The following is a 17812-nucleotide window of genomic DNA, read 5'->3' as shown; positions in this document are numbered from 1 at the left end:
AATAGCTGGGTATTAGCTAAGAAACTTGAGATATTAGACTCCTATTAAGTTAAAAATGGCCTTAAGTGTACTTCCCATAAAGAAAATTATATAAATAAGCTGTCCAGATGGACAGCTTATTTACATAATTCTTGTTATTGGAAGTCGTTTTGAAATTCTATATGTTTACTTTTTTCTTGTTCTTACGAATAAACCACAACACCACAGTTAAAAATAATAAAAAGCTCAGTAAAAAGAGCGGTATTTTTTGAATAAAGAAAAATCCTTTCCAAAAATCTAACCTAGTACTATCAGGAGAATCTGTTGCCATCCCACCTATAAAAAAAGACAACGGAATAGTAAGTATATTGATCCCTAAACCGATCATTACGAATGATAGATTTTTACTCCAGATTTTTGGTAATACAGCCATAATAAATAAAACTAATGCAGTACCAATTATAAGAAACAGTACTCCAAAATAAAATGCAAAATATAAAATAATTCCCATAATCCCCCTCCAAGACTTTAATTGTACCATCAATAAGGGCAATTTTGGATGAATATGATATTCGTATATAGTTAACACAACGCCCCATTATCGGTAGCAAATAATTTCATAGAATCCTTGTATGTACAGGGGTTCTTGTTTTTTTGTCTATGTATCTCTTATATAGGATTTTATAAATCATTGATGTAGCGGGGATATGAGGAATCCTCGCCTTTCTGTTTTTACATAAAATTTTGTATGAAAACAGTTGAGTTATAATGCTTTATGCTGAAAAATAAAAACTTTTCTTTGAATTTGAAAAAGAAGGTGTTACCTTGTCAAGTGTTGAAGAAAATTGAGATAGCAACTGTTGCTACAGATAGTGTAGCGGATACAGAACACGAACTTCATCATATGAGAGTCATCCGAGATCGGTACTTGAGTTAATCGTCAGCTGAGGTCTTTGGAATTGAACTGACAGGTAACTTTAACAAAATAAGGAGTACAATTAAACAGCCTAAAATATGCAAGTTTTTATGCGAAACTGCTTGCGTATTTTGGCTATTTTTGCATTCGTAAAAGATACTGCTATAAGTAAACAGCATTTTTAAATTGCCAAATACCCCCATGAGATCAATGGTATAAGTACCCAAAAAAACGATAATAAAAACTGTATTCATCAGTTTCTACTCCTTATGTGGATCATAGAGTTATTATCCCGTTTATTGTGGGCTGACTAAAGTTTCACTTTATCTCTCCGTCTCAAAAAACTCAATCCACTCTCCATCAGGGCCAGCGAAGAATATGTAACGTGTTCCATCTGGTAATGTTTCGATTTCTTCTCCTAGTAAGAAGGTTACTGCGTGTTTCTTTAGTCTTTCGATTTCATCCTCTAATGAATCCACTTTAAAGCAAATGTGATGTACTTTTCCTTCTGCCGGAAGGGAAGAGTTGTAGCCTTCAATTAATTCGAGTATCGTTTCTTTCGATTCTTCCACACCTAAAAAAGCGAGTTTTAAGTCTGGGTTTGGGTGCCCCATGCGTTTAAGGAGCTGTAAGCCGACTACTTCTTCATAAAATGAGATAGATGCTTCTAAGTTTGCAACCATAAGTCCAACGTGTTCTATTCTTCTGACTGGCATGTAGATTCCTTCTTTCTGAAAATTATATACAATATATTATTGAAAATTAAGAAAATAAGCAAGATAAAAACCTTACAAATTTTAGCGTGTTATATGGTATAGTGAGAAAGTATGTTTGGGGAGAAGGAAGGAGATTATACGATGAATACACCTACTCAAACTCCTTCATTATCGGAAACGATGAAAGAGTGGCATTATGCATTAGCGTATGAAATTAAACATTGGAAAACGATAGGTGGTAGTAAAATTTCTATCATGAACGGTCGTTTTTTATATACAGATTATGAAAGTACAGTATACGTATTTCAGCTTATTTCGGAAGTAAGCTTACCTGAAGGTTCACCGATTCGAATTGAGTTCGATGGTGAGGAAGCGACAGGGGAAGTGTTATCTGTACATGGATTAGAAATAGAGCTGAAATTAAATGATTATATACAAGGTGAAATAAGAGAAGCGGTTTTATACAGTGAACCGTGGCAATTGTTAGAGCAACTGCAAGAGCGATTGAAAGAAGCACGTAAAGATAAGCTAAAACGTAATCGTATAAAGCGTCTTGTTGATGGGACGAGCAGTCCGAAACATATTGAGAAGATGAAAAATCCGAAAAATGAACTGGCATATCGCGCGTTTTACAATCCGACAACGTACGTATGGGGACCACCTGGAACAGGGAAGTCTTACAATTTATCACGTATTATTTCGGCTCATTATCAAAAAGGAAAATCGGTACTTGTGTTAGCTCATAGTAATGCGGCAGTAGACGTATTAATGAGTGAAGTAACGAAGCAAATTGAGAAGAAAAAGAAATGGACGCCTGGTGAAATTGTTCGTTACGGTTATAGTCAACATGAACATATACGAAATCATGAAACGTTACTTGCGTCGAAGTTAGTTGAAACGACGAACGGATCTTGGGGTGAGGAAAGACTCTATTTAGAAGAAACACGCCAAGAGCTTCGTGAAAAAATCTTATCGTATGAAGCAACATCTGCTGATAAGAAGCGTATACAAGAGATTGAAAGTGACCTTCGAAAGCAAAAGGCTAAAATTAAAGAAGTAGAAAAAGAATACATTGAAAATGCGAAAGTAATCGGCGCAACTTTATCGAAATGTGCCATTGATTCACTTATTTATGAGCGTACATTTGATTTAGTTGTTGTAGATGAAGTGAGTATGGCATATGTTCCGCAAATTGCATTAGCTGCTTCACTTGGAAAACGTATCGTCGTTTGCGGTGACTTTTTACAGTTACCTCCAATTGCGATGGCAAATCATGAACTCGTTCGCAAATGGCTTGGGGAAGATATGTTTTACCATGCTGGGATTGTTGAGTCTGTTAATAAATCAGAAGCACATCCGAACCTATTTATGTTGCAGGAACAAAGACGTATGCATGCAGATATATCGAAGTTTACGAATTCGTTTATTTATAAAAATAGAGTATACGATCATCCGTCTGTTTCAGAGCGTAAAGAACTTGCGCAATTGCAGCCGTTCGCAAATGAAGCGAGTGTTTTATTTGATACGAGCCAAATGGGAGCTTTTTCGTTAAAAGATGCTGCTTCTGGTTCACGTTTTAACATTATGTCTGGTTTAGTAGCAATGCAAATGATGTTAATCGGATTGTTAGATGGTGTGCAATCCATTGGTGTTGTGACGCCTTACAGGGCGCAGTCACGCTTTTTATCGACGTGTATGAGAGAAATGTTGCAGAGAACGAAATATCAAAACATACCAGTTTTAGCGGCGACAGTTCATAAGTTCCAAGGTTCTGAAAGAGATATGATGATCTTTGATACGGTTGACAGTTATCCGCAAGAACGACCTGGCGTATTATTCTTTGATCACAAAAACCATCGCCTCGTCAATGTAGCAGTGACAAGGGCGAGAGGGAAGTTCATTCAATTATCAGATTGCCATTATATGCGTAAAAACCTTTCGAGAAAACAAGCGTTATCACAATTAACAGCTCATATAGAACGTCACGGAAATGTGTATGATCGCACGACATCAAGACAATTGTGGGAACGAAAAATATCGAAACGTTTACGCTGGTTTATGGAAATGAATCTTAAGGAAACGAAAGGGCTATTAAAAGATATTTTAGCAGCAAAACGAAAAATTATTATTTCACTTCCAAGTACAAAACAAGTGGATAAGCGAGTATGGCAAGCGTTAATGCGTACAAATGCGCAAATAACAGTGTATAGTGACGGACCAGTTCCACTGAAAAATGTAAAGTTACAAAGACAAAATAAAGCATTCCCGTTCCTAGTAATCGATGATGAAATCTTCTGGGCAGGCGCACCGCTTACATCTCAAATGATGTTTGAAGGTAGTACGGAATTTCCGTACGTATGTGCAAGACTGCAAGCACCTGAGACAATTGGTGTATTAAAAGGATTTTTAGATATTCGGTAAATTCGGATAGGAATTCCTTGACTTTTACTTGGAATGAACTTAGAATAAAAAATAATTTAATATAATTTTATGAAAATTCTTATCACGAGAGGTGGAGGGACTGGCCCTATGATACCTCGGCAGCGGATTCGTTATGAATACTGTGCCAATTCCAGCAAGGTAACTTGAAAGATAAGAAAGAAGCTCATTTTGACTGTATATACAGAAGCCTCTTTCTATCTTTTAGAAAGAGGCTTTTTTACGTGAAAATAAAAGGAGGAAGAACAATGGGAGCGACAAGAGTAGCGTCACAAAGAAAAACAATTGAAGAGAGTATCGAAAGAAATAAGGAAAAGTACATAGAAACAAGTCATGATATTCATGCGAATCCGGAGATTGGAAACCAAGAGTTTTACGCATCAAGAACGTTAAGTTTATTACTAGGTAGTGCAGGGTTTCAGTTGCAGCACAATATAGCTGGACATGAAACGGGATTTATCGCGCGAAAAAGCTCTGGAAAACAAGGACCGGCAATTGCATTTTTAGCGGAGTACGACGCTTTACCAGGACTCGGTCATGCGTGTGGTCACAATTTAATCGGCACAATTAGTGTTGCAGCAGCAATCGCATTATCAGAAACACTTGAAGAAATTGGCGGAGAAGTTGTCGTGTTTGGTACGCCAGCAGAAGAAGGAGGGCCAAATGGTAGCGCGAAATCAAGTTATGTAAAGGCAGGTTTATTTAAAGACATTGATGCGGCGCTTATGATTCATCCGAGCGGAAAAACAGCGACAACGAGTCCTTCACTAGCAGTCGATCCACTTGATTTTCATTTTTACGGAAAAACAGCTCACGCTGCAGCTTCGCCAGAAGAAGGGATTAACGCATTAGATGCGATTATTCAGCTCTATAACGGTATTAATGCACTTCGCCAACAACTTCCGTCAGACGTGAGAATTCATGGCGTCATTACAGAAGGAGGAAAAGCACCTAACATTATTCCTGACTACGCTGCAGCAAGGTTCTTCATCCGTGCAGCAACGCGAAAAAGATGTGCAAAAGTAACAGAAAAAGTAAAAAATATTGCTGAGGGAGCAGCGTTAGCAACAGGTGCAAAAGTAAAAATCCATCAATTCCAAAATGAAATCGATGAATTACTCGTAACAAAAACATATAACGATATTGTAGCGGAAGAACTAGAACTATTAGGTGAAGATGTAAATCGTAAAGAAAGAGTAGGAATCGGTTCAACCGACGCAGGAAACGTAAGTCAAGTCGTACCGACAATTCATCCGTACATTAAAATCGGACCAGATGATTTAATTGCACATACAAATGAATTTAGAGAAGCAGCACGTTCAGAACTTGGAGATAAAGCATTAATTACATCGGCAAAAGCATTAGCAAATACGGCGTATCGATTAATTACGGAAGAAGGGTTGTTAGAGAAGGTGAAGGAGGAGTTTAGAGAGGCGCAGAGGAATCAAGGGTAAGGGGATTAAGGTACTTTTTTCGAATAGCAATCTAAATAATAAGTAGAGATATAAAAAAGAACATTGAAAATCAATGTTCTTTTTTTGTTACTAATCATTAATTTTGTTGGATTTTCTCATAAAGGAAAAGCTTTTACTGTTAGCGGAGGATAATACGTATCCTTTATTAGAATGACAATTTCTCCTCAAACTCACTCTTTAAAACAATTAAAGGAGATGACAAGCCAAATTGCATTAAAGAGTCTAAAAATGTAGCGAGAGAATCCATCGAATCGCTCATGACCTTCATCATATAATTAAATTCCCCACTAATTCGAAATAAATCTGTTACTTCAGGAGCTGCATTACAATACTGGATAAAATCAGAGCATTGGCTCGTTTTAAACATGATGAATGCTTGAATGTTTTTATTAATTTTTGCAGGCTCAAATTTCGTTCGATAAGCCGCTATAACTCCTTGATCTTCAAGCTTGTTAATACGTTCTTTTACAGCAGGTTGCGTCATGGATATAATTCGTCCTATTTCTGAAACAGAAATTCTCGCATTTTCATACAACAAGTTCATAATTTTATGATCGATTTCATCCAGTTTTACGGCGTTTTGCATTGTGTAGCCTCCTTATTTTTGTTTTCTAAAGTAAATTACGAATTATAACTATAATATCATAAGCGAATAGACTAAATTACCTATAAATCTATATTTAAAATGATTGGTGTTTACATGAAAATATAAGTATAGGTTTTTATCAAACGGAAATTTAGGAAGGATGGAAAAAATGAAGAATCTTGATGGGAAAGTAGCGTTAGTAACAGGAGCGAGTCGCGGAATTGGCCGTGCGATTGCGATGAGATTGGCAAACGACGGTGCATTAGTTGCGATTCACTACGGTCGAAATAAGGCAGCTGCAGATGAAACGATTAGTGAGATTGAATCTAATGGAGGAAAAGCGTTCTTAATTGAAGCTGAACTCAATTCAATTGATGGTGTCAAAAAGCTAGTAGAACAGCTAAAGCATGAATTACAAATAAAAGTTGGTACATCAGAGATTGATATTTTAGTAAACAATGCAGGGATAGGTACACAAGGAACGATTGAAAATACGACAGAAGAAGTTTTTGATGAAATCATGTCTGTAAATATGAAAGCACCATTCTTTTTAATCCAGCAAACATTACCATTAATACTAGCAGAGGGTCGCATTATTAACATTTCATCAGCTGAAGTAAGGCTTGGTTTTACAGGCTCAATTGCATACGGCTTAAGTAAAGGTGCGCTTAATACGATGACACTGCCTCTAGCTAAACATCTTGGAGAAAGAGGTATAACAGTGAATACAATTATGCCTGGATATACGAAGACAGATATCAATGCAAAATTGCTAGATAATCCGGAAATACGAAATTTTGCTACGAATTCATCTGTGTTCGGGCGAATAGGGCAAGTTGAAGATATTGCAGATGCAGTAGCATTCCTTGCTTCTTCTGATAGCCGCTGGGTAACAGGGCAGATTATAGATGTCTCTGGAGGGTTTTGTTTATAGGGACACTACTCCATAACCAGCAAGCTAATCAAGTAAATTACTAGTTATGAAACGATCCTTGTTTCATAACTAGTAATCTATAGAAAGGTAGGGATGATAAAGAAGTCTATTAAAACGTGATTTTTTCGCTAGGCAATTTGAATAAGGGGGCTATTTTTCATTATTCGTAATCTAAAATAATCAAATTTTATTTTACAGTAACAATAAAACAAAATTATTGACCGTATGGTACAAAAAGGGTATTCTATTCATGTTATCTTTAAAATGAGAGGAGGATACGATTGAATAAACGTGGCAGACCTCGAGAGTTTGATTATTCCTCAATTCTAGATGTTGCAATGAAAACATTTTGGTTAAGAGGATATGAAGGATGTTCTACACAAGATTTATGCAGTGATACAGGACTTGGAAAAGGAAGTTTATACAATACTTTCGGTAGTAAACATGAACTGTATGAACAAGTATTAGAACGCTACCATGAAATTGGGATTAGGGAACAAAAGAAATTGTTACATACTCCAATTCCAGTTAAAGAACGATTAAGTAATTTTTTTGAATGGGCATTGAAAGAAGACTTTGAGAATATGGATCAAAAAGGATGTTTATTGATTAATGCCAGTATAGAACGTGCTAAAAACGATTTAATGGTACAAGAAATTTTCTCGAAGCATGTTGAACTTCTTAAACAAGCTATTGAAACAGTGATGGAAGAAGGATTGCAAACAGGTGAAATTTCAAAGAAGCAATCAGCTGAGGAATTAGCTAGTCTGCTTTTAAGCAGTTATTACGGATTCCGTGTTCTTAATGTATCGATGCAAAATCGGATGTTGTCTGAACAAGTTATCAAAGGAACAATAGAGTCTATTTGTGGCGCTTAGTGCGCTCTTTTTTTGCACTATTTTTGTACCGATCATTACAATAATGAATAAGGAGTGTTTTTATGCCATCGATTATTTATTTATTAGCTTTAGCAATCTTTTGTATGACTACATCAGAATTTATGGTTGCAGGTATGATGAATGAACTTGCTCTTGCATTTCAGGTTCCTGTATCATCTATTGGGTATTTAATTTCAGCTTATGCAGGAGCAATGGTAATAGGAGGCCCCATTTTAACTGCAATCCTCTTACGAATGCGCAGCAAACAAGCATTATTGTTTTTAATGTTCGTATTTTTAATTGGTCAATCGCTCGGAGCTATTGCTTGGAACTATGATATTATGATGATTTCACGTATTATAACTGGTATTGCTTCAGCTTCAGCTTTTGGAGTTGCGATTTCCTTTTCTGCAACATTGGTTCACTCTGATTCAAGGGGAAAAGCTGCATCAATTGTACTTTCAGGTTTAATGTTCGCAACTGTATTAGGCTTACCTATAACAACCGTTATTTCGCAATATTTTGGCTGGCGTATTAGTTTTGGGGTTGTTTCTATTCTTGTGCTAGTATCAGGGATTATGATTCAAAGGTTGTTACCATCATCTTCAAATAAAGAGCAATTAAATTGGAAAGATGAACTTCTGCGATTTAAGAATATTCATCTTTGGTCAGCGTACGTAACAAGTATGTTCATTATTGGTGGTACGTTTGCAGCATTTAGTTATTTCACTCCAATCTTTACAAATGTCACAGGCTTTTCAAGTGCAAGTATTCCATATTTACTTGCTCTCTATGGTAGTGCGACGGTAATTGGGAATATAATAATTGGCAAGTTCGCTGATAAATTTACAATGAAAATACTTATGGGTGGATTAATTATATTAATCATAGCGTTGTCTTTATTTGCTTTAAGTGCAGAGAATAAATACATTGCAGTGATTTCTACGATTTTTATTGGTTTAACTGGTGTAGCATTGAATCCAGCTATGGTTGCGAGGGTGATGAAGACAGCTAGTAATGGCATAATGATAAATACCGTTCATAGTTCTTTTATTACGCTAGGTATTGTTATTGGTTCGTCACTAGGTGGTCTTGGAATCGGTAAAGGATATGGTTTTGTATCTCCGCTATGGATTGGAGCTTGTTTAGCTATCCTTGGGGTAATTTCGTTATTCCCATATTTACATAAAAGAAAGGCAGATTAAGATGTTTAAAATTTCTTTATATGAGGTACCGCCACATCACCATCAAGCTAATACTTTCATATATCCCTAAATTAAAAAATTCTTTTTCTACAGATAGCTATTCTGAGAAACCGCTCATTTTTTCGTTTTGGGGGCATTTCTTTTTCTTAAGTTAATGGACATGTATGGTGACCTCTATTAGTCGATAGTGAATTAACAATTTCGGGGTTCAGTTCAACTTTATTCAAAATAAGATTTTTTTTGCAGTAAAATCAATGTTAGTGGAACTTTTTTAATCAAACTTTTTTTAAAATTAACATAAATACTTGCAATATTTAAATTAGTACTATATAGTTCTAGTTATGACAAAGGTAAAATTAATGAATCAAAAACGTGTGATTGAAGTAGCTGCAACATTATTTTTAGAAAAAGGATTTGCTTATACAAGTATGGATGAATTAGTACGTGTAAGCAAAGTTTCAAAGTCTAATGTGTATTATCATTTTTCTAATAAGGAACAATTATTAGAAGGGGTCGTTGATTATTGGATTGAAATGTATCAATCTGCAATTGATGACGTACTTTCTCAGAACCAATTTTTAGTTGAAGATCGTATCCAACTGTTTTTAAAGCAATTATCACAAGGAGTTCAGTCGAGAGAGTATAAGGGGAGCTGTCCATTTATTACTCTTTATATTCAAAGTCCTACACAGGCCACGCAAATAAAAGAAAAAATAGGTCTTTTTTTTACAGGATTACAAGAGAAAGTTTCTCTATTACTCAAACAAGGGGTAGAGAATGGAGAATTCAGAAATACGATTCATATTGATGAGGTTGCATCACTTTTTATTACAAATCTTGAAGGAGCGTTATTTATTTCAGAAACATTGAAAGATGCAACTGTAATTACGAAAACAGCAGATCATTTTTTAAAATTGCTTCGATAAAAGAAGCATTTTTTTTACATCAAATTAGTACTAATCAGTACTAAAAGGGGGATTTTATATGAGAACAGTATTTTTAACTGGTGGAACAGGCTTTATTGGAAAGCAATTAGTAAAAGAATTAGCCAAAGAGGATGTTAAAATTCTTCTTTTAGTAAGGTCGAAAAGTAAAGCAATACGCCTTTTTCAAGAAAGAGGCATCTTAAAAAAGGAAGCTATGCACTTTATTGAAGGTGATTTGACGAAAATAGATTTAGGTCTAAGTGCTGAAGATAAGGAGAGGGTATTGAAAACGGATGTGATTATTCACGCAGGAGGCCCCATGGATATTCAAGCGACAAGTAAAGAGGCAGCTTCCATATTTTTGAATGGCGCCAAACATATTAGTGAATTAGCTAAAAGTATTCATCAATTGAAGGGCTTGCAACAATTTATTCATGTTGTAGGTTATATGAGTCCCTTTGATGATAAAAATAGTAAGATTGCAATTGATGTGTTTAAAGAAGGAAACAATTATTTGAAAATAAAAAATCCATATGAGAGAACAAAATTTTTAGCAGATCTCTATATCCGTCAGCAGGCATCAGCAGTAGATTATCCGCTTTCTGTAATTAATCCGCCAACTGTAGTCGGTAGTAGTAAAACAGGGAGTACAGAGCAGATAGCAGGATTAGGTTTGCTTGTGATGAGTATGCGAAGGGGGCTCATGCCAGTGATTCCTGGAGGTAAGGGATATAGGTTACCACTTATTTCAAACGATGAGCTTGCGAAGTTTATTGTGCAGGTTTTCAGATTGGAGCAACCGACTATTCAAACATATACACTTGTTGAAGACAAACAGCACGATCAGAACATTGCTGAGTTATTAAGTATTATGTCAGAAAGTATGAATATGAGGGCACCAAAAATCTCTGTCCCAATGCCACTTATGAAAGCAATTATGAATAGTGGAGTAAGTAAAATAACAAAAATTCCTTCTGATGGACTGAATTTTATTACAAAACAAAAATTTTCAAATGTTTCAGCGAAAAAAATTATGGGAGGAGATTGGTTTAAGGAGACGAGTGTAATGAAATTTTTCCCTGCCGTAGTAGCTGATCTGGATTATCGAATGATATATCAAAATGGCCAGCATAATCATTTATTTAAACGAACATTATGCGATAACACTACCCTTTACCAATTACAAGGAGAGGGTAAACCGTTTATTTTATTACATGGTTTATTGAGTGATGGAGAAGATTTATTTCCTTTAGCACAAGAGCTTCATGAAAAAACTGGTCAACCTGTATGGATCTTGGATCTTCCAGGTTTGGGACGTTCTCCTTTTAAACGAGAGAAAAATCTTCTAGATATCTATTTGAATGTAGTGAAAAAGTTATTGGAGAAAGCTACGAATGGTGCACATCTAATTGGTCATTCATTCGGTGCGTTTATTCTTCTGGAAGCATTGGTACAAGAGTACATAGATAAGAAGTATTCAATCACTTTACTTCAGCCACCTGTTGTTAAAAAAAATGCTAAATCGCTAAATGTTCCTCAATTTATGAACAAATGGACATTAAAATTAGCAACTACTAATTTGATAGGGCATTATTTATTAAGTAATGGTTTGTTTGAAAGTACGGAGAGCATCCCTGAGCATTATATTGAAAAAATAAGTAACAGTTTTACTTCTCCTAGAATTTTAAATACTACGGTTCAGCTTAACAGTTTACTCCTGAAAAACGATCAAGGTGATTTCAATGAAGTAACAACGTATAATCTTCACATTATTTGGGGGGAGTATGACAGAGCCTATTCTGCTCCATCGCACCTTGGTAAGGTTGATTTTGTTCCATATGGCCATCATTTTCCTCTTAGCCATCCGAGTGAAACGGCAACATTAGTAATAAAAAATAGTAATACTAGCAGATGAGAGTGTGGGATAAATAAAAAGTGTGTAGTAAAATCGTTGTGTCTTTGGAATAAAATCGTACTGTTTGGGGTCCCGCCCCATCGCTATCAACTTAAGAATTAATTGTTCCCAAAAACGAAAAAAAGAAACATAGAAGCGAAAAAAACCTGTTTTTCTTTTTGATAAATATATTTATTGGAAAATACTTTGAACTTTCGGGTACAGATGCTCCTTCTATCCTATTATAGAAGCTATTTTGAACGTAAGTAATTTGTAAGGAATAGGTAAGAAAAAAGAGATTTTCATTGTGTAGGATAAAAATATAAGGCGGTGTGAAAGGCGGAACAGATATGACTTATATATGAAAAAACAAACCAGTAATAAGAGTGTTTCAAAGAAAAGAAGTAATTTCTGGGGTTAACATACATGTGGAAGAAAAGGGATTTACCGTTTGTTAAGACAGAATAGCCTTTGTAAAAATAATAATTATGAATATAATTACGAATTTAATTCTGACTTTTTTGTCATTGTTGGAGATGATAGCTGTGTGATTAATACGAAACAGCAAGCAACTAATTTTACAATTTAAATAAAGGAGAGGATGCTTTATGAAAACATGCAGTAAAATTACATGTGCAAGTCTATTACTTTTAATAGCTGGAAGTTCCCTGTTATATATAACACCAGCCTCAATTGTAAAAGCAGAACCCACGCAAAATGTATCTAGTTCGTTACAAACAAGTAATCAAAGCGATCGTACTTCCGTTAAGAAAGCAATACGGGATTCACTCCAACTTGGATACCCTGGAATACTAGCTCAAATTTCTAAGGGTGGCAAAAATTGGAGCTATGCCGCCGGGATAGCGGATCTGAGAACCAAGAAGCCGATGAAAACAGATTTTCGCTTTCGCATTGGCAGTACGACGAAGACATTCATTGCAACAGTGCTACTTCAATTGGCTGGAGAGAACCGCTTGAATTTAGATGACTCCATCGAAAAATGGTTGCCTGGGGTCATTCAAGGAAACGGATATGATGGTAACCAGATTACGATCCGGCAGTTATTGAATCATATAAGTGGGATTGCTGAATACTTAAAGTCAAAAGACTATGATATTATGGATACAAAAAAATTGTATACGGCTGAAGAATTAGTAAAGATGGGAATTTCTCTTCCACCAGACTTTGCTCCAGGTAAGGGCTGGTCTTATTCAAACACAGGATACGTAATACTGGGTATCCTTATTGAAAAAGTAACTGGAAACAGCTATGCGGAAGAGGTTGAAAATCGGATTGTTGAGCCGCTCGAATTGTCGAATACATTCCTACCTGGTAATTCAACTGTTATTCCAGGTACCAATCATGCCCGTGGATATGAAAGATATGACGGAGAAAGTGAGCTAAAAGACGTTACTTATTCATACCCAGGTAGCTCGGATGGAGATATGATTTCTACTGCTGACGATTTAAACAAATTCTTCTCTTACTTACTCAGTGGCAAATTAATGAAGGAACAGCAACTAAAACAAATGCTTACTACAGTTCCTACAGGAATTGCTGAAATCGGCAGATATGGTCTTGGAATCTATGAAACTAAACTTCCAAACGGTGTCTCGATATGGGGACACGCAGGTGCCTCTCCAGGGTTTTCTACTTTTGCTGGAGGCACACTTGGAGGCAAGCATACATTGGCCATCAATTTGAATGGCCATAAAACTAGTTATAGTCCTTCTGATCCTTTTAAAAATATTTTACTTGCTGAATTTAGCAAGTAGGTAAAAAGGAAAAACAGATAAACCTTCCCATAGTTTTTATAGTTAGAAATATATATTTCTGGTTCGAAAAACTTATTCTAAAAAATTTTGGGGGATTTTGGAATTACGGGGGCAAGCCAATGTTATTAAGCTAATAAAACAAAATACTCCCTAAAATAAAAAAATACGCTATTCTTTCTGTAGAATCAGAGAAAAGGATGGCGTATTTTTAAACTTGGGGTTAAAGAAAGTTCTTAAGTTGATGGACATGTGGCGGTACCCCATCACCATCAAGTTAAAATTTTATAATGCTCTAAAACGAAAAATTTGAGTCTTTTATAGCAATGAAGTTCATTTTATCGTTTTGGGGCAATCTGATCTGGTGGTACGCCTTATAGATATTTTTACGTTTTTAATTTTTGTATTGACCTTAAAGTTACTTTAAGGTTTATGCTAAAGACAATTACATAAAAAAGCTTTTTTTATGTCTATATATAATTAATCATAAGGTGAGGAAAGTCATATGGGTATATACAATAGGAGAAATTTGGCTTTAGTTTTAGCATTATTTAATGTATTTATTGTATTTTTAGGAATTGGTCTTGTAGTTCCTGTAATGCCATCTTATATGAGGGTATTACATTTAGGCACTGACACTATGGGATATTTAATTGCTATGTTTGCATTTTTTCAACTATTAACATCTCCTATTTCCGGAATATGGGTAGATATATTTGGTCGAAAAAAAATGATTATAGCAGGGTTAATTCTATTTTCCTTTTCTGAATTTTTATTTGGAGTTGGAAATCAAATATGGGTATTATTTCTTTCTAGAGCACTAGGAGGCGTTAGTGCTGCATGTATGATGCCGGCAGTCACTGCTTTTATAGCTGATACAACATCATTAGAAAACAGAGCAAAAGCATTAGGGTATTTATCGGCAGCTATTAGTACAGGATTCATTATTGGACCTGGTATTGGTGGTTTTATATCTGATTTTGGCATACGTGCACCGTTTTTTTTTGCAGCAGTAATTTCTGGTATCGCTGCGTGTTTTTCAGTATTCATTTTGAAAGAACCTGTATCTAAAGAACAACGAATTAAAATGCAAGATAACAAAATACAAGTTAGTTTTTTAAAAGAAATGAAACAATCTTTTCACCCTTTATATTTTATCCCACTATTACTTGTTTTTATTTTAGGATGTGGTTTATCAGCTTATGAACATATGTTTAGCTTTGTTGTTGATAAAAAGTTTGGTTTTACACCTAAAGATATATCAATAATTATTTCAGTAAGTGCCATATTAGGAGTAATAGCACAAATCATGTTTTTTGAAAAATTAGTAAAAAAATTTGGTGAAAAAGGAATCATTAAATATAGCTTATTCATAGCCGCTATAATTATAGTTGTATCTACATTTGTCGGTAATTATTGGATGGTCGCGATTTTAACGTTTATCATCTTTTTGGCATTTGATTTACTTCGACCAGCAATTACAACATTACTTTCTAAAATAGCTGGAGAAAATCAAGGATTTATCGGAGGGATGAATTCTACTTATACAAGTCTCGGGAATATAATAGGGCCAGCAACGGGAGGCATTTTACTTAATGTAAATGTAAATCTACCATATATCTTTGCAGGATTAATTCTTGCTATTGGATTTGGCATAACTGTATACTGGTCCAAATATATAACAAAAAACAACAAAGATACATTTCCAATGCAATCCTAATCTTATTGACAGGTTTCTATTTAAACCCAAACCAGAAAGCTTACGTTTTTATTTAATAAATCCCTTAAGTTGATGGGCATGGGGTACCGCCAACGAGAAGCGAATTTTGCACGCTAAGCAAAACAATAAGCTGTCCACATGGACAGCTTATTTACATTATTCTCGTTATTGGAAGTTATTTTTAACTTTTCCTGATCCGAAAGAGTCAATCTTTGTTTTGTTCTTCTAATAGTTGAATAACCGTATCTAATTTTTGTTCAACTGAATCTTGCTTTTTGCGATTGTTAGTATGCCGAATTATACGTATAATTCCCCCGAACACTGCACCGATGATTACTAAAATAATAGCAACTCCTATGTAATAAATAGAGTGTTCTAAAGGTATTATTTAGAATCTCCTTTTTTCCTATTTTACGATTTGAAAGAATTGATATATTGTTTGATTTTGGTTAATATAATACCCTAATTTTTATAAGTTAATATATGTATTATTTTATAAAAAAACTCATCAGGATTTATTTTGATGAGTTTTTTGTTTATATAATTTATCAATAATTATTCTTTTTTCTCCGGCTGATAGGAAAGAATAACGACACCTGAACTGGTCGTTCTTGTTTCTATAAGTTTTAATGCTTTTGTATTGTCCTGGTCTTTAAAGAGACGCTTTCCGCTTCCCACGATAACAGGATTGACCATAAAATGATATTCATCAATGAGGTCGTGTTGCATCAATGTTTGTATAAGCTCACCACTACCATAAATTAAAAGGTTCTGACCGGGCTGTTCCTTCAGTTTTGATATTTCTTCGACAATATTACCCTTGATAAGATTTGCATTCCATTCGGTTTTTTCCAAAGTTGTTGAAGCAACAAATTTAGGCATGCTGTTCATCTTATCAGCAAAACCTTCTTCATCAGTCATAGAAGGCCAGGCAGCTGCAAAACCTTGATAGGTTACTCGCCCTAGTAGAAGCGCTTCACTTTCAAACAGTAAATCGGATTGAAACTTTGCTACTTCTTCATTGAAATATGGAGCAGTCCAAGCTGGTTCCTCCATGACACCATCTAGTGAGAGGTACATCGATACAATTATTTGTCCCATTTTGTTCTCCTTTAGTTTAAAATTGAGATTTTTACATATTGGTAACACAATTATTAATTCTTCAGCTAGAAAAATTCTCCTTTTTAATAGTTTCGACAAAATGTATTTATGTATGTTTCGGAATAATCCAATGTATATTAATACCTTTGAAATATTGTATAACAGATAATTTTTATGCATTATTGATTAGCATTGCTTATTGTATTAACGAATCAGGATAGTGTGGCGACTGATCAACTAAATAGTTGCTTATCCTCAATTATTAGAAGGAAAGTTCTATCATTTCGCGAATTTATTAGACGTAGACGAGTGCTATAATTTTCTATATATACATAAAGAGGTGACTACGCATGAATCAAAGACCGTCAGAAGAAGAATACGCTGGGAGCTCCGGCGAATATATCCGTTTGGTGCCAGACGGTAACATCATAGACATTCTGCTCGCTCAGGAAAAGCAAATGACCGAGCTCCTGGCATCGTTGACCGAAAGCCAGGCTGCGTATCGGTATGCGGAAGGAAAATGGACGCTGAAAGAAGTCGTGGGTCACATCGCAGACGCGGAACGCGTCATGACCTACCGCCTGCTCCGGTTTGCGAGAGGGGACCAGACGCCGCTGACCGGTTTCGATCAGGAATTGTTCATACCTCCTTTCGGAAGCTGGACAACCGCGCAATTGGCCGAAGACTACCGGGCCGTACGGCAATCAACGATCACATTGCTGCGCGGACTACCGGCGGAGGCGTGGACCCGTAAGGGCACAGCCAACAACCTAAGCATTACGGCGCGCGCCCTCGCGTACGGCATCGCAGGACACGAACTTCATCACATGGGAGTCATCCGAAACCGGTACTTGAGTTAATCATCGGCTGAGGCCTTTTGAATGGAACTAACGGGTAAATTTAATAAAATAAGGAATACAATTAAATAGCCTAAAATATGCAAGTTTTTATGCATAACTGCTTGTGTATTAAGGAGTAAATCCAAACGCAATTAAAGCAATGAATGAAGTAAATATCGACATAACAAATCAAACATCAGATATAATTGATGCAAACATTTTAAATAGTGCTGATTTAGTCGTTACGCTTTGTAGTCATGCGGATGCTGTATGCCCATCTACTCCGCCGCATGTGAATCGTATTCACTGGGGATTTGATGATCCAGCAGGAAAAGAATGGTCTGAATTTCAACGTGTTCGCGATGAAATTGGTGAACGTATAAAGCGATTTTCTGAAACAGGGGAATAAATAAAGGAAAGAGTCAATCTTCT

At 35.5% G+C, this 17812-nt stretch carries 16 protein-coding genes, 1 pseudogene and 1 riboswitch; of the genes and pseudogenes, 11 read left to right on the top strand and 6 right to left on the bottom strand.

Annotation, left to right across the window (positions count from 1 at the left end; genetic code table 11):
• Positions 1 to 157: 157 nt before the first annotated feature.
• The 3 genes from DN401_RS13945 to DN401_RS13940 all read right to left on the bottom strand — a co-directional run bounded on the left by DN401_RS13945 (position 158) and on the right by DN401_RS13940 (position 1611).
• On the bottom strand, positions 158 to 490 hold the full coding sequence (locus tag DN401_RS13945) for a hypothetical protein (RefSeq protein ID WP_000511405.1): 333 nt from the start codon (positions 488 to 490) through the stop codon (positions 158 to 160).
• A gap of 422 nt (positions 491 to 912) precedes the next feature.
• Complete coding sequence (locus DN401_RS29825; protein ID WP_001098753.1) at positions 913 to 1149, bottom strand: hypothetical protein; 237 nt, start codon at positions 1147 to 1149, stop codon at positions 913 to 915.
• 69 nt (positions 1150 to 1218) lie between these two features.
• A complete protein-coding gene (locus DN401_RS13940; RefSeq protein WP_023522430.1) occupies positions 1219 to 1611 on the bottom strand; it encodes a VOC family protein in 393 nt (130 codons plus the stop codon).
• A 111-nt stretch (positions 1612 to 1722) separates the two neighbouring features.
• Here DN401_RS13940 and DN401_RS13935 point away from each other — a divergent pair, with 111 nt between their 5' ends.
• Complete coding sequence (locus DN401_RS13935) at positions 1723 to 4032, top strand: AAA domain-containing protein (protein WP_149287761.1); 2310 nt, start codon at positions 1723 to 1725, stop codon at positions 4030 to 4032.
• Between the two features lie 76 nt (positions 4033 to 4108).
• A riboswitch (SAM riboswitch) is annotated at positions 4109 to 4210 on the top strand.
• Between the two features lie 88 nt (positions 4211 to 4298).
• The gene (locus DN401_RS13930; RefSeq protein ID WP_149287760.1) at positions 4299 to 5504 is read left to right on the top strand and encodes a M20 family metallopeptidase; all 1206 of its coding nucleotides are present in this window, start codon (positions 4299 to 4301) and stop codon (positions 5502 to 5504) included.
• Positions 5505 to 5670: 166 nt separating this feature from the next.
• Here the strand turns inward: DN401_RS13930 and DN401_RS13925 are convergent, their stop codons facing one another.
• The gene (locus DN401_RS13925) at positions 5671 to 6111 is read right to left on the bottom strand and encodes an Lrp/AsnC family transcriptional regulator (RefSeq protein ID WP_001178564.1); all 441 of its coding nucleotides are present in this window, start codon (positions 6109 to 6111) and stop codon (positions 5671 to 5673) included.
• A 169-nt stretch (positions 6112 to 6280) separates the two neighbouring features.
• On the opposite strand from DN401_RS13925, the gene DN401_RS13920 reads away from it, so the two are divergent.
• From DN401_RS13920 to DN401_RS13890, 7 genes are all read left to right on the top strand, one after another.
• Positions 6281 to 7045 (top strand): SDR family oxidoreductase, encoded by a 765-nt coding sequence (locus DN401_RS13920; protein WP_149287759.1) that lies wholly within the window; start codon positions 6281 to 6283, stop codon positions 7043 to 7045.
• Between the two features lie 281 nt (positions 7046 to 7326).
• Positions 7327 to 7923, top strand: coding sequence for a TetR/AcrR family transcriptional regulator (locus DN401_RS13915; RefSeq protein WP_088362263.1), 597 nt, complete (start codon positions 7327 to 7329; stop codon positions 7921 to 7923).
• A gap of 62 nt (positions 7924 to 7985) precedes the next feature.
• The gene (locus tag DN401_RS13910; protein WP_088362262.1) at positions 7986 to 9128 is read left to right on the top strand and encodes an MFS transporter; all 1143 of its coding nucleotides are present in this window, start codon (positions 7986 to 7988) and stop codon (positions 9126 to 9128) included.
• A 359-nt stretch (positions 9129 to 9487) separates the two neighbouring features.
• Positions 9488 to 10054: a TetR/AcrR family transcriptional regulator gene (locus tag DN401_RS13905; RefSeq protein ID WP_001072300.1), complete on the top strand. Its 567-nt coding sequence runs from the start codon at positions 9488 to 9490 to the stop codon at positions 10052 to 10054.
• A gap of 58 nt (positions 10055 to 10112) precedes the next feature.
• Positions 10113 to 11969 (top strand): alpha/beta fold hydrolase, encoded by a 1857-nt coding sequence (locus tag DN401_RS13900; protein ID WP_149287758.1) that lies wholly within the window; start codon positions 10113 to 10115, stop codon positions 11967 to 11969.
• A gap of 587 nt (positions 11970 to 12556) precedes the next feature.
• Complete coding sequence (locus DN401_RS13895; RefSeq protein WP_149287757.1) at positions 12557 to 13723, top strand: serine hydrolase domain-containing protein; 1167 nt, start codon at positions 12557 to 12559, stop codon at positions 13721 to 13723.
• Positions 13724 to 14225: 502 nt separating this feature from the next.
• Positions 14226 to 15440 (top strand): MFS transporter, encoded by a 1215-nt coding sequence (locus tag DN401_RS13890; protein WP_086389128.1) that lies wholly within the window; start codon positions 14226 to 14228, stop codon positions 15438 to 15440.
• Between the two features lie 205 nt (positions 15441 to 15645).
• Here the strand turns inward: DN401_RS13890 and DN401_RS13885 are convergent, their stop codons facing one another.
• Both DN401_RS13885 and DN401_RS13880 read right to left on the bottom strand, forming a co-directional pair.
• Positions 15646 to 15825 carry a DUF4083 family protein gene (locus tag DN401_RS13885; protein WP_149287775.1) on the bottom strand — a complete coding sequence of 60 codons (180 nt, stop codon included), beginning with the start codon at positions 15823 to 15825 and terminating at the stop codon, positions 15646 to 15648.
• A gap of 170 nt (positions 15826 to 15995) precedes the next feature.
• A complete protein-coding gene (locus DN401_RS13880; protein ID WP_149287756.1) occupies positions 15996 to 16541 on the bottom strand; it encodes a dihydrofolate reductase family protein in 546 nt (181 codons plus the stop codon).
• A 350-nt stretch (positions 16542 to 16891) separates the two neighbouring features.
• Here DN401_RS13880 and DN401_RS13875 point away from each other — a divergent pair, with 350 nt between their 5' ends.
• Positions 16892 to 17401, top strand: a complete 510-nt coding sequence (locus DN401_RS13875; protein WP_149287755.1) for a DinB family protein — start codon at positions 16892 to 16894, stop codon at positions 17399 to 17401.
• 112 nt (positions 17402 to 17513) lie between these two features.
• Positions 17514 to 17789: pseudogene (locus DN401_RS13870) on the top strand (arsenate reductase/protein-tyrosine-phosphatase family protein); the annotation flags it as partial.
• Between the last annotated feature and the right edge of the window lie 23 nt (positions 17790 to 17812).

This window comes from Bacillus sp. BF2-3 (assembly GCF_008368795.1).
In the GTDB taxonomy this organism is placed as follows: domain Bacteria; phylum Bacillota; class Bacilli; order Bacillales; family Bacillaceae_G; genus Bacillus_A; species Bacillus_A cereus.
The sequence above is the reverse complement of the archived record's forward strand: the minus strand, read 5'-3'. Positions and strand labels throughout refer to the sequence as shown.